Annotated in this window: 12 protein-coding genes; 11 read left to right on the forward strand and 1 reads right to left on the reverse strand. The window is 72.4% G+C overall.

The genetic code is table 11. The features are described from left to right. Positions 1-143 precede the first annotated feature (143 nt). The 10 genes from ACH4K1_RS20185 (at position 144) to ACH4K1_RS20230 (ending at position 8507) form a co-directional block, all read left to right on the forward strand. The gene (locus ACH4K1_RS20185) at positions 144-1094 is read left to right on the forward strand and encodes a Rossmann-like and DUF2520 domain-containing protein (RefSeq protein ID WP_398090650.1); all 951 of its coding nucleotides are present in this window, start codon (positions 144-146) and stop codon (positions 1092-1094) included. A gap of 31 nt (positions 1095-1125) precedes the next feature. Further along, positions 1126-2145: a pantoate--beta-alanine ligase gene (gene panC / locus ACH4K1_RS20190; RefSeq protein ID WP_398090651.1), complete on the forward strand. Its 1020-nt coding sequence runs from the start codon at positions 1126-1128 to the stop codon at positions 2143-2145. Then, positions 2142-3848, forward strand: coding sequence for an L-aspartate oxidase (locus tag ACH4K1_RS20195; protein ID WP_398090652.1), 1707 nt, complete (start codon positions 2142-2144; stop codon positions 3846-3848). The genes panC and ACH4K1_RS20195 overlap by 4 nt, the downstream gene beginning before the upstream one ends. A gap of 101 nt (positions 3849-3949) precedes the next feature. Further along, entirely contained in the window at positions 3950-5023 is a 1074-nt protein-coding gene (gene nadC / locus ACH4K1_RS20200) for a carboxylating nicotinate-nucleotide diphosphorylase (protein ID WP_398090653.1), read from the forward strand. Next, complete coding sequence (locus ACH4K1_RS20205) at positions 5023-5820, forward strand: type III pantothenate kinase (RefSeq protein WP_398090654.1); 798 nt, start codon at positions 5023-5025, stop codon at positions 5818-5820. Before nadC ends, ACH4K1_RS20205 begins: the two co-directional genes overlap by 1 nt. A gap of 160 nt (positions 5821-5980) precedes the next feature. Beyond that, entirely contained in the window at positions 5981-6568 is a 588-nt protein-coding gene (locus tag ACH4K1_RS20210) for a hypothetical protein (RefSeq protein ID WP_398090682.1), read from the forward strand. 89 nt (positions 6569-6657) lie between these two features. Further along, entirely contained in the window at positions 6658-6837 is a 180-nt protein-coding gene (locus ACH4K1_RS20215) for a hypothetical protein (protein WP_398090655.1), read from the forward strand. 154 nt (positions 6838-6991) lie between these two features. Continuing rightward, positions 6992-7450 carry a BlaI/MecI/CopY family transcriptional regulator gene (locus ACH4K1_RS20220; RefSeq protein ID WP_398090656.1) on the forward strand — a complete coding sequence of 153 codons (459 nt, stop codon included), beginning with the start codon at positions 6992-6994 and terminating at the stop codon, positions 7448-7450. Positions 7451-7459: 9 nt separating this feature from the next. Further along, positions 7460-8029 (forward strand): amino-acid N-acetyltransferase, encoded by a 570-nt coding sequence (locus tag ACH4K1_RS20225; protein WP_228993010.1) that lies wholly within the window; start codon positions 7460-7462, stop codon positions 8027-8029. Between the two features lie 142 nt (positions 8030-8171). Next, positions 8172-8507: an Lsr2 family protein gene (locus tag ACH4K1_RS20230; RefSeq protein WP_073771916.1), complete on the forward strand. Its 336-nt coding sequence runs from the start codon at positions 8172-8174 to the stop codon at positions 8505-8507. Here the strand turns inward: ACH4K1_RS20230 and ACH4K1_RS20235 are convergent. Continuing rightward, the gene (locus tag ACH4K1_RS20235; protein ID WP_398090657.1) at positions 8486-9088 is read right to left on the reverse strand and encodes an SCO3374 family protein; all 603 of its coding nucleotides are present in this window, start codon (positions 9086-9088) and stop codon (positions 8486-8488) included. The genes ACH4K1_RS20230 and ACH4K1_RS20235 overlap by 22 nt on opposite strands. A 470-nt stretch (positions 9089-9558) precedes the next feature. On the opposite strand from ACH4K1_RS20235, the gene ACH4K1_RS20240 reads away from it, so the two are divergent. After that, on the forward strand, positions 9559-12087 hold the full coding sequence (locus ACH4K1_RS20240; RefSeq protein ID WP_398090658.1) for an ATP-dependent Clp protease ATP-binding subunit: 2529 nt from the start codon (positions 9559-9561) through the stop codon (positions 12085-12087). Positions 12088-12157: the final 70 nt, after the last annotated feature.

The raw sequence follows: 12157 nt of genomic DNA on the forward strand, positions 1-12157 counted from the left end.
ACCGGTATCCGGACGCCCGGCGGCGGGTTCCGAAAGTTATCCACAGGCTGTGGGCAGCGGATGAGCTCCGCCGAAACGCTGGCGTAGCATGCAGAGAAATCGTCCGGTACCCCCTGCGGACTGGAACGGAAGGCCATCGCCGCGTGAACGCATCAGTCTCGAAGGAACCCCTCGACGCGAGGGACCGCCCCGCCCGGCTCACGGTCGGCGTCGTCGGCGCGGGCCGGGTCGGGCCCGCCCTCGCCGCCTCCCTCCAGCTCGCCGGGCACCGCCCGGTCGCCGTGTCCGGGGTCTCCGACGCCTCCCGCCGCCGTGCCGCGGCCCTGCTCCCCGGGGTGCCCCTGGTGGAGCCCGCCGAGGTGCTGGCCCGCGCCGACCTGGTGCTGCTGACCGTCCCCGACGACGTCCTGCCCACGCTGGTCGAGGGCCTCGCCGGGACCGGGGCCGTACGCCCGGGCCACCTGCTCGTCCACACCTCCGGGCGGTACGGGACACGGGTGCTGGACCCCGCGCGGCGGGCCGGGGCGCTGCCGCTCGCGCTGCACCCCGCGATGACGTTCACCGGGACCGCCGTGGACGTCCAGCGGCTGGCGGGCTGCTCCTTCGGGGTCACCGCCCCCGAGGAGCTGCGGCTCGCCGCCGAGGCCCTGGTCATCGAGATGGGCGGCGAGCCCGAGTGGATCGCCGAGGAGTCCCGCCCGCTCTACCACGCGGCCCTCGCCCTCGGGGCGAACCACCTGGTCACCCTGGTCGCCCAGTCGATGGAGCTGCTGGCCGGGGCCGGAGTCTCGGCGCCCGACCGGATGCTCGGCCCGCTCCTCGGCGCGGCCCTGGACAACGCCCTGCGCTCCGGCGACGCCGCGCTGACGGGCCCGGTCGCACGGGGGGACGCGGGCACGGTCGCCGCCCACATCGACGAACTGCGCGCCCACGCCCCGCAGGCGGTGGCCGGTTACGTCGCGATGGCCCGCACCACGGCCGACCGGGCGCTCGCCCACGGCCTGCTCAAGGCGGAGCTGGCCGAGGACCTGCTCGTGGTCCTGGCCGACCAGGAAGGCCGCCCCGGCGGCCCCGGAGCGGGGGAGCCCCGATGACCGCCTGCCTCACGGGACCGGGAGAGACGCCATGACCCGCACGGTTCCCCCCGCCCTCCTGCACACCGCCGCCGAGTTGGACGCGCTGGAGCGGCCGACCGGGGCCGAACGGGCCGTCGTCATGACGATGGGCGCGCTCCACGAGGGGCACGCCTCCCTGATCCGGGCCGCCCGCGCGGCGGCCGGCGCGGACGGCCAGGTCGTGGTCACCGTCTTCGTGAACCCGTTGCAGTTCGGCGAGGCCGCCGATCTGGACCGCTACCCGCGCACCCTGGACGCCGACCTGGAGATCGCCGCCGCGGCCGGGGCCGACGCGGTCTTCGCCCCCGGCGTCGACGAGGTGTACCCCGGCGGCGAGCCCCAGGTCCGGATCGCCGCGGGCCCCATGGGCGAGCGGCTCGAAGGCGCGGCCCGCCCCGGGCACTTCGACGGGATGCTCACCGTCGTCGCCAAGCTCCTCCACCTCACCCGCCCCGACGAGGCGTTCTACGGCCAGAAGGACGCCCAGCAGCTCGCCCTGATCCGCCGCATGGTCCGCGACCTGAACTTCGGCGTCCGGATCACCGGCGTGCCCACCGTCCGAGACCCGGACGGCCTCGCCCTCTCCAGCCGCAACCGCTTCCTCTCCGCCCAGGAGCGGCGCACCGCGCTCGCCCTGCCCCGCGCCCTGTTCGCGGCCCGCGACCGGCTCGCCGCCCAGCAGGCCCTGCACGAGCGGGCCCGCGCCACCGCACCCGGCGGCGACCGGGCCGCCGGGCTCAACCGGCTCGGCGAGGTCCGCGCCGCCGCCGACGCCCAGGCCGTGGCGCTGGCCAGGCCCAACGGGGCGCCCGCCGCCGTCCGCGCCGCCGCCCGGCTGGTCCTGGACGAGGCCGCCGACCGGGGGCGGCCGCCGCTGCGCGTGGACTACCTGGCCCTGGTCGATCCGGCGGACTTCACCGAGATCCCGGACGACCGGGAGAGCGGGGAGGCGATCCTCGCCGTCGCGGCGCGGGTCGGGGACACCCGCCTCATCGACAACATCCCCCTCACCTTCGGAGCCCTGACGTGACCGGTATACGGCTGACCGCCCCCGCCCCCGGCTGGGCCATCGACGCGGACGTCGTGGTGGTCGGCTCTGGCGTGGCCGGGCTCACCGCCGCGCTGCGCTGCGCCGCCGCCGGCCTGGACACCGTCGTCGTCACCAAGGCCCGCCTGGACGACGGCTCGACCCGTTGGGCCCAGGGCGGCATCGCCGCCGCGCTCGGCGAGGGCGACACCCCCGAGCAGCACCTCGACGACACCCTCGTCGCGGGTGCGGGCCTCTGCGACGAGGAGGCCGTGCGCACCCTGGTCACCGAGGGCCCCGACGCCGTACGCCGGCTGATCGAGACCGGCGCGCACTTCGACACCACCGACGGCGGCGCCATCGCGCTGACCCGCGAGGGCGGCCACCACCGCCGCCGCATCGCCCACGCCGGCGGCGACGCGACCGGCGCGGAGATCTCCCGCGCCCTGGTCGAAGCGGTCCGCGCCGCCGCCCTGCACACCATCGAGAACGCCCTCGTCCTGGACCTGCTCACCGACGCCGAAGGCCGTACGGCGGGCGTCTCGCTGCACGTCATGGGCGAGGGCCAGCACGACGGCGTGGGCGCGGTCCGGGCCCCCTCGGTGGTCCTCGCCACCGGCGGCATGGGCCAGGTCTTCTCCGCCACCACCAACCCCTCCGTCTCCACCGGCGACGGGGTGGCGCTCGCGCTGCGGGCCGGGGCGGAGGTCTCCGACCTGGAGTTCGTCCAGTTCCACCCCACCGTCCTGTTCCTCGGCGCGGACTCCGAGGGCCAGCAGCCGCTGGTCTCCGAAGCCGTACGGGGCGAGGGCGCCCACCTCGTCGACGGCGACGGCGTGCGCTTCATGGCCGGGCAGCACGAGCTGGCCGAGCTGGCCCCCCGCGACATCGTCGCCAAGGGCATCACGCGCCGGATGCACGAGAAGGGCGCCGAGCACATGTACCTGGACGCCCGGCACTTCGGGGCGGCCATGTGGGAGCAGCGCTTCCCGACGATCCTGGCCGCCTGCCGGGCCCACGGCATCGACCCGGTGACCGAGCCGGTCCCGGTCGCCCCGGCCGCGCACTACGCCTCCGGCGGCGTCCGCACCGACCTGCGGGGCCGCACCACCGTCCCCGGCCTGTACGCCTGCGGCGAGGTCGCCTGCACCGGGGTGCACGGCGCCAACCGCCTCGCGTCCAACTCCCTCCTGGAGGGCCTGGTCTTTGCCGAGCGCATCGCCGCCGACATCGCGGAGACCCGCCCGTCCCGCACCGAACCGGTCGCGGCCCCGGAGGGCGCGGCCCCGGAGGGTGGCGGCCCGGTAGCGCTGCCGGCCCCCGAGGCCCGTACGGCGATCCAGCGCACCATGAGCCGGGGCGCCGGGGTGCTGCGCTCCGCCGCCAGCCTGGCCGCCGCCGCCGAGGAGCTGGAGGCCCTGCACCGCGAGGCCGCCGCCGGCGCGGACGGGACGGGCGGCCCCAAGGCGGTCGTCCCCGGGGTGGAGGCGTGGGAGGTCGCCAACCTCCTCCTGGTCTCGCGGGTCCTGGTCGCCGCCGCCCGGGACCGCGAGGAGACCCGGGGCTGCCACTGGCGCGAGGACCGGCCCGACCGCGACGACGCCCACGGCCGCCGCCACCTGGTCGTCCGCCTCGCGCCGGACCGCACCCCGGTGGTCCACCGCACGGAGACCGCCGCGTTCCCGCCCGTACGCCCGTCCGGTTGAGCAGACTGCCGGCAGCACCCGCTCCGCCGCACCGTGCGGGGCGGCCCGCGCACCGCACGTTCCACCCGCACCACCCGTCACACCCCCGAGGAGCCGTCACCGTGAGCACGCCCGAAGAGAATCCGCGCCCCACACCCGTGGACGTACCGCTGATCCGGGTCGGCGCGCCCGCAGCGTCCGCACCGGCGGGAGGCGGCTGCGGCGACGGCTGCGGCTGCGGCGGCGAAGACGGGGCCGGCCCCGAGGCCCTGGAGTGCGGGCTCGACCCCGCGCTCGCCCTGCTGCTGGCCGAGGCGGGGCTCGACCCGGTCCAGGTCGAGGACGTCGCGCATGTGGCGATCGAGGAGGACCTCGACGGCGGGGTGGACGTCACGACCGTGGCGACCGTTCCCGAGGATGCCGTGACCACCGGTGACTTCACCGCTCGCGAGGCGGGCGTGGTCGCCGGGCTCCGGGTCGCGGAGGCGGTCCTGTCGATCGTCTGCACCGAGGAGTTCGAGGTCGAGCGGCACGTCGAGGACGGCGACCGGGTCGCCCCCGGCCAGAAGCTGCTGACCGTCACCACCCGCACGCGCGACCTGCTGACCGGCGAGCGCAGCGCGCTCAACCTGCTCTGCCGCCTCTCCGGCATCGCCACGGCCACCCGCGCCTGGGCGGACGTGCTGGAGGGCTCGAAGGCGAAGGTCCGCGACACCCGCAAGACGACGGCGGGCCTGCGCGCGCTGGAGAAGTACGCGGTGCGCTGCGGCGGCGGCGTCAACCACCGGATGTCGCTCTCCGACGCGGCCCTGGTCAAGGACAACCACGTGATCGCCGCGGGCGGCGTCGCGGAGGCGTTCAAGCGGGTCCGCGCCACCTTCCCGGACCTGCCCATCGAGGTCGAGGTCGACACGGTGGAGCAGGTCCGGGAGGTGCTGGACGCGGGCGTCGACCTGATCCTGCTGGACAACTTCACCCCGGCCGAGACCGCCGAGGCGGTCGCCCTGGTCGACGGCCGGGCGATCCTGGAGTCCTCCGGCCGCCTCACCCTCGACTCGGCCCGCGCCTACGCCGACGCGGGCGTCGACTACCTCGCGGTCGGGGCGCTCACCCACTCCGCGCCGATCCTCGACATCGGCCTGGACTTCCGCGACGCGGACGCGTCCCCCTCGGCCGGGGACGGGGCCGACGCCTGATGCTGCTCACCATCGACGTCGGCAACACGCACACGGTCCTCGGCCTCTTCGACGGCGAGGAGATCGTCGAGCACTGGCGGATCTCCACCGACCCCCGCCGCACCGCCGACGAGCTGGCCGTCCTGCTCCAGGGGCTGATGGGCATGCACCCGCTGCTCGGCATGGAGCTGGGCGACGGCATCGAGGGCATCGCGATCTGCGCCACGGTCCCCTCGGTCCTGCACGAGCTGCGCGAGGTCACCCGCCGCTACTACGGCGACGTCCCCGCCGTCCTGGTGGAGCCCGGCGTGAAGACGGGCGTGCCGATCCTGATGGACAACCCCAAGGAGGTCGGCGCCGACCGCATCATCAACGCGGTCGCCGCCGTCGAGCTGTACGGGGGTCCGGCGATCGTCGTCGACTTCGGCACCGCCACCACCTTCGACGCGGTCTCCCCGCGCGGGGAGTACACGGGCGGGGTGATCGCCCCCGGCATCGAGATCTCCGTCGAGGCGCTCGGCGTCCGGGGCGCCCAGCTCCGCAAGATCGAGCTGGCCCGGCCGCGCAGCGTGATCGGCAAGAACACCGTCGAGGCGATGCAGTCCGGCATCATCTACGGCTTCGCGGGCCAGGTCGACGGGGTGGTGGCCCGGATGAAGAGGGAGCTGGCCGCCGACCCGGACGACGTCACCGTGATCGCGACGGGCGGCCTTGCTCCGATGGTGTTGGGGGAGTCCTCCGTCATCGACGAGCACGAGCCCTGGCTGACCCTCATCGGGCTGCGCCTGGTGTACGAGCGGAACAGGTCCCGGCCCTAGCGGGAGCGCCCCCGGGGCCCGGCGTACCTGCGGGAACGGCCGGGCTCCGACCCCCGGGCTCCGCCCGGGACACCGCGACACCGGTGGCCAGCTAAACGGATTTTGTCCATTTAGCACGTATTGTCGCGTTATGCCCACGCCCTACGGTTCACGAGGCGGCATGGCGTTCAGCGCGGACGAGCTGCGGGTGCTCCGACGTGCCCTCGCCAACGCCCTCCACCCCATGTCCCTGTCCGACGAGGACGTCCAGGACTGCCTGCGGCTCGCGGGCTCCGTGGACGAGGCGGTCGGCGAGGCGGGTCGGCTGCGAGCGTTCCTCCTCGCCGACCTCGCCCGCTACCGCCACGCCCTCCCCGGCTCCGCCGTCGGCTACCTGGAACTGCTCCAGGACGCCCTGGCCGCCGGGTACGACCCCCGGCCGGACGACCTGGCCGCCCTGCGGGCCCTGCGCGGTGGACCGCTCGCCGCGGTCCTCCTGGAGCGGTGCCAACTGCTCGCCGAGCGCTCGGTACGGGCCCGGCTCGCCGGCCGTACCGCCGGAGCGGCGGCCCCCGGTCCCCGCGGCAGGCTGCTCGCCCTGCCCGGCGGCCGTGCCGCCGCCGGACAGGAGGCGGACCGGCCCGCGACCCCGGCCGCCCCGGGCCGCCCGCAGAAGCCCGGCGCCCGCCCGGCGCCCAAGCCGTCGGAGGTCTTCCCGCCGCGCCGCCGGCCCGCCCCGCCGCCCTCCGAGGAGCGGGCGGCCGGCTGACCTCCGCCCCTCCCGCCGGCGTCCGACGCGGCGGCCTCCACCGGGAGGTCGCCGCGTCCGGCCGCCCGGGGCTCGCTACTCTGGACGGCATGGACTATGTATCCGCGCTCGTGCCCCCCGTGGTGATGGCCGTCTTCTTCATCGCCCTGATCGTGATCATCGTCAAGAGCCAGGGCGGTCCGAACAAGACCAAGGAGGACGGTTTCGTCGACGCGGCGCTGGCCCGCGCGGAATCCGCGAAGCAGACCGCTCGTCCGGAGAACGTCTGAATCGCGGGAGCGGCCCGCCCCTCCCGGTGCCTCTCCGGAGCCCCTCCCGGCGTCTCCCCGGAACGCCCCCCGAGCGCACGACTCATCCGAGCCGTGCGCTCTTTTGCTGCGCGAATAACGGAACATCCGGGACATAAGGCACTAAAGTGATCCCGTGCCCCGTCAATTGGGAGACCTCGAAGACGCCGTGATGACACGCGTCTGGCAATGGAACCGGCCGGTCACGGTGCGGGAAGTCCTTGAGGACCTTCAGCAGGAACGCTCCATCGCCTACACGACCGTGATGACGGTAATGGACAATCTCCATCAGAAGGGCTGGGTACGCAGGGAAGTCGACGGCCGCGCCTATCGATATACGGCCGTCTCCACCAGGGCCGCCTACTCGGCCGCACTGATGAACGAAGCCTGGTCACGCAGTGACAACCCCGCCGCAGCGCTTGTCGCGTTCTTCGGCATGATGTCGCCGGAGCAGCGCGAAGCGCTCCGCGACGCCGTTCGCATGGTTTCCCCCGACCTCGCCGAAATCGCCCCCGGCGACCCCGCGGAACCGACCGCCGGGTCCGCCGGGAGCGGCGCCCCGGCCGATGGGACGACCCGGGAGAGCGGGCGATAGCGTCGGGGCATGTCCTCAGAGCAGCCGCAAAGCGACCCGGATACCGAACTCCATACCGACCCGTCGGTAAATAAGCCCGCCATCACCGTGAGGCGGGCCAGGACGAGTGATGTCGCGTCCGTGCGCGCGCTCCTCGACGGGTACGTGTCCGGAGGCATCCTGCTCGACAAAGCGACCGTCACCCTTTACGAGGACATCCAGGAGTTCTGGGTCGCGGAACGCGACGAGGACGCGCGGGTCGTCGGCTGCGGCGCGCTCCACGTCATGTGGGAAGACCTGGCGGAAGTCCGGACCCTCGCCGTGGACCCCCGGATCAAGGGCGCCGGAGTCGGGCACCGGGTACTGGACAAGCTCTTGCAGACCGCCCGTTGGCTCGGTGTCCGCAAGGTCTTCTGCCTCACCTTCGAAGTCGACTTCTTCGCGAAGCACGGCTTCGTGGAGATCGGAGAGACGCCCGTCGACACCGATGTCCACAGCGAGCTGCTGCGTTCCTACGACGAGGGCGTCGCGGAGTTCCTCGGTCTCGAACGAGTGAAGCCGAACACCTTGGGCAACAGCCGGATGCTTCTGCACCTGTGATGCGGAAGGACCTGCAACCCTATGTCCGAATCGCGCACGTTTCCCGTCTTCCCGGGCTGCGGAACCTCTCCCGAGGGTTTGTGTTTTCGAGAGAAAAGCGGTTTCCTTTCCGCGTACTCCATTTCCGATGAAAGGAAATCCCGTGGCACAGAAGGTTCAGGTCCTTCTTGTCGATGACCTCGACGGTGTCGAGGCCGATGAGACGGTCACGTTCGCCCTTGACGGCAAGACGTACGAGATCGACCTCACCACGGCCAACGCGGACAAGCTGCGCAGCCTTCTCGAGCCCTACACCAAGGGCGGGCGTCGCACCGGCGGCCGCGCGGCCACGGGTCGCGGCAAGGGCCGTGCCGTGTCCGGCGGTAACAAGGACACCGCGGAAATCCGCCGGTGGGCCCGCGAGAACGGCCACAACGTGAATGACCGGGGCCGCGTCCCCGCCGAGATCCGCGAGGCTTACGAGAAGGCCAACGGCTGATCCGCCGAATCCCTTGTCGGCGCCCCGGAACGGGCGCGTGACAGCCGGGCCCGATGGCATTCGGTGGCCGCCGCGTCCACCAGGCGCACGAGATCGGGGGCCTCGCCCCCACCGCTCCCGAAGCCCGCGAGGGCCGGCAGCGCCGGCCCGGGCGCACGCCTCGGCTCTGGGGGCCGCAGCCACGCGGCGGCCCCCGGCGAGTCCCCGGGAGCGCCCGGCAGAGGCGGGGCCGCGACCCGGCCGCCCACCCCCACGGCGGTCAGGTCCGGTACGAGAGGGCCCCACTCCAGCCAGTCGAGCAGCCCCGGCAGCTCATCGGCGCCGCCCGCGGCGACCAGCAGCCCCATTCGCGCCCCGGACAGCAGGACGGGTCCGGTGCGCACCCCGCGCCGCAGTACGGCGCGACCCGCTTCGGCGGGCAGCTCCAGCACGTCGAAGTCCACTCCGGCGAGCAGACACAGCGGAGCGCGCCCGGCGGCGGTCCAGCCCAGCTCCCTCGCGTACCGCAGGGCGAGGGCGGCGTCCGCGGAGGCCGGAGCGGCGTCGGGCGACGAGCGGGGGGACGGGACGGCGGGACTCATGTCCGATGAACCGCCGAACCGCTCGCGGAGTTACGCGCCCCGTCCCGGCTGTCGCGGAGCGTTTTCGCTCCGTCGCTTTCCGTGCTGTTCGCGGGAGCGCTCGGGAGCGTCCGGCAGCGCAAGGGTGTTCGCCCGTAGCGGAGGGAACCGGGGCGCGCCGCATGGACTGTCGGTGGTTGCGGGTAAGACTTTCCTAGTGGGAAGGGGCGACACGCCGGCCGGGACGCCCCACGTTCGCCATCGGCGTACTGGCGAAAGGGGTATCTGCCTGGCCTGCGGGAACATCGTCTCGCACCATCGGGTTGGAGCAGTTGTCAGCTGTTCGGCAGTAAGAATCCCCGCCGGTGCGGGGTGATCCGGACGGATGTCGGCAGTTGGAATGAGCTGTCCCGTCCTGCGGGACTAGCATGCGGAAGGACTGGGAGGGGACCGACCCCTCACTGACCGACCGCTCTGAGGAGCGATTAACGATGTTCGAGAGGTTCACCGACCGCGCGCGGCGGGTTGTCGTCCTGGCTCAGGAAGAAGCCCGGATGCTCAACCACAACTACATCGGCACCGAGCACATCCTCCTGGGCCTGATCCACGAGGGTGAGGGTGTCGCCGCTAAGGCCCTGGAGAGCCTCGGGATTTCGCTCGAGGCGGTCCGCCAGCAGGTGGAGGAGATCATCGGGCAGGGGCAGCAGGCTCCTTCCGGGCACATCCCCTTCACCCCGCGAGCCAAGAAGGTCCTGGAGCTGTCGCTCCGCGAGGCCCTTCAGCTGGGCCACAACTACATCGGCACCGAGCACATCCTGCTCGGCCTGATCCGCGAGGGCGAGGGCGTCGCCGCCCAGGTCCTCGTGAAGCTGGGCGCCGACCTGAACCGGGTCCGGCAGCAGGTCATCCAGCTTCTTTCCGGGTACTCGGGCAGCAAGGAGGCGGCCACCGCCGGCGGTCCCGCCGAAGGCACGCCCTCCACGTCCCTGGTGCTCGACCAGTTCGGCCGGAACCTCACCCAGGCCGCTCGTGAGTCCAAGCTCGACCCGGTCATCGGGCGCGAGAAGGAGATCGAGCGGGTCATGCAGGTGCTGTCCCGCCGGACCAAGAACAACCCGGTGCTCATCGGCGAGCCCGGCGTCGGCAAGACGGCGGTCGTCGAGGGCCTGGCCCAGGCGATCGTCAAGGGCGAGGTGCCCGAGACCCTCAAGGACAAGCACCTCTACACCCTGGACCTCGGCGCCCTGGTCGCCGGTTCGCGGTACCGCGGTGACTTCGAGGAGCGCCTGAAGAAGGTCCTCAAGGAGATCCGCACCCGCGGCGACATCATCCTGTTCATCGACGAGCTCCACACGCTGGTCGGTGCGGGCGCCGCCGAGGGCGCGATCGACGCGGCGAGCATCCTCAAGCCCATGCTGGCGCGAGGCGAGCTCCAGACCATCGGCGCCACCACGCTCGACGAGTACCGCAAGCACCTGGAGAAGGACGCGGCCCTGGAGCGCCGTTTCCAGCCCATCCAGGTCGCGGAGCCGTCGCTGCCGCACACCATCGAGATCCTCAAGGGTCTGCGCGACCGTTACGAGGCCCACCACCGGGTCTCCATCACGGACGAGGCCCTCGTCCAGGCCGCGACCCTGGCCGACCGGTACATCTCGGACCGCTTCCTGCCGGACAAGGCGATCGACCTGATCGACGAGGCCGGATCCAGGATGCGCATCCGCCGGATGACCGCGCCGCCGGACCTCCGCGAGTTCGACGAGAAGATCGCGGGCGTCCGCCGCGACAAGGAGTCGGCCATCGACTCCCAGGACTTCGAGAAGGCGGCTTCCCTCCGCGACAAGGAGAAGCAGCTGCTGGCGGCGAAGGCCAAGCGCGAGAAGGAGTGGAAGGCCGGCGACATGGACGTCGTCGCCGAGGTCGACGGCGAGCTGATCGCCGAAGTCCTGGCCACGGCCACCGGCATTCCGGTCTTCAAGCTGACGGAGGAGGAGTCCTCCCGTCTGCTGCGCATGGAGGACGAGCTCCACAAGCGCGTCATCGGGCAGAAGGACGCCATCAAGGCCCTTTCGCAGGCGATCCGCCGTACGCGGGCCGGCCTGAAGGACCCGAAGCGCCCCGGCGGCTCGTTCATCTTCGCCGGCCCGTCCGGTGTCGGTAAGACCGAGCTCTCCAAGACGCTCGCCGAATTCCTCTTCGGCGACGAGGACGCGCTGATCTCCCTCGACATGTCGGAGTTCAGCGAGAAGCACACGGTTTCCCGCCTCTTCGGTTCGCCCCCCGGCTACGTGGGCTACGAGGAGGGCGGCCAGCTCACCGAGAAGGTGCGCCGCAAGCCGTTCTCCGTCGTCCTCTTCGACGAGGTCGAGAAGGCCCACCCCGATATCTTCAATTCCCTGCTTCAGATCCTGGAGGACGGTCGCCTGACCGACTCCCAGGGCCGGGTCGTGGACTTCAAGAACACGGTCATCATCATGACGACCAACCTCGGGACCCGGGACATCTCGAAGGGCTTCAACCTGGGCTTCGCCGCCCAGGGCGACGTCAAGACGAACTACGAGCGGATGAAGATCAAGGTCAACGAAGAGCTCAAGCAGCACTTCCGGCCGGAATTCCTCAACCGTGTCGACGACACGGTGGTCTTCCACCAGCTGACCGAGGAAGACATCATCCAGATCGTCGACCTCATGATCGCCAAGGTCGACGAGCGTCTCAAGGACCGCGACATGGGCATCGAGCTCAGCGGCGAGGCCAAGACGCTGCTCGCCAAGAAGGGCTACGACCCCGTGATGGGCGCCCGGCCGCTGCGCCGGACGATCCAGCGGCAGATCGAGGACATCCTCTCCGAGAAGATCCTCTTCGGCGAGCTGCGTCCCGGTCACATCGTGGTCGTGGGCACCGAGGGCGAGGGCGACGAGAAGGCGTTCACCTTCCGCGGCGAGGAGAAGTCGGCTCTGCCCGACGTCCCCCCGATCGAGCAGGCGGCAGGCGGCGCCGGCCCGAACCTCACGAAGGACGTGTGACGCGCCCGTAGGGCGTGAGCCCGAGCGCTGTGAAGGGGCTGCCCCGGAACCGGTATCCGTACCGGTCCGG

The sequence above is a fragment of the Streptomyces sp. NPDC017448 genome, assembly GCF_044330565.1.
In the GTDB taxonomy this organism is placed as follows: domain Bacteria; phylum Actinomycetota; class Actinomycetes; order Streptomycetales; family Streptomycetaceae; genus Streptomyces.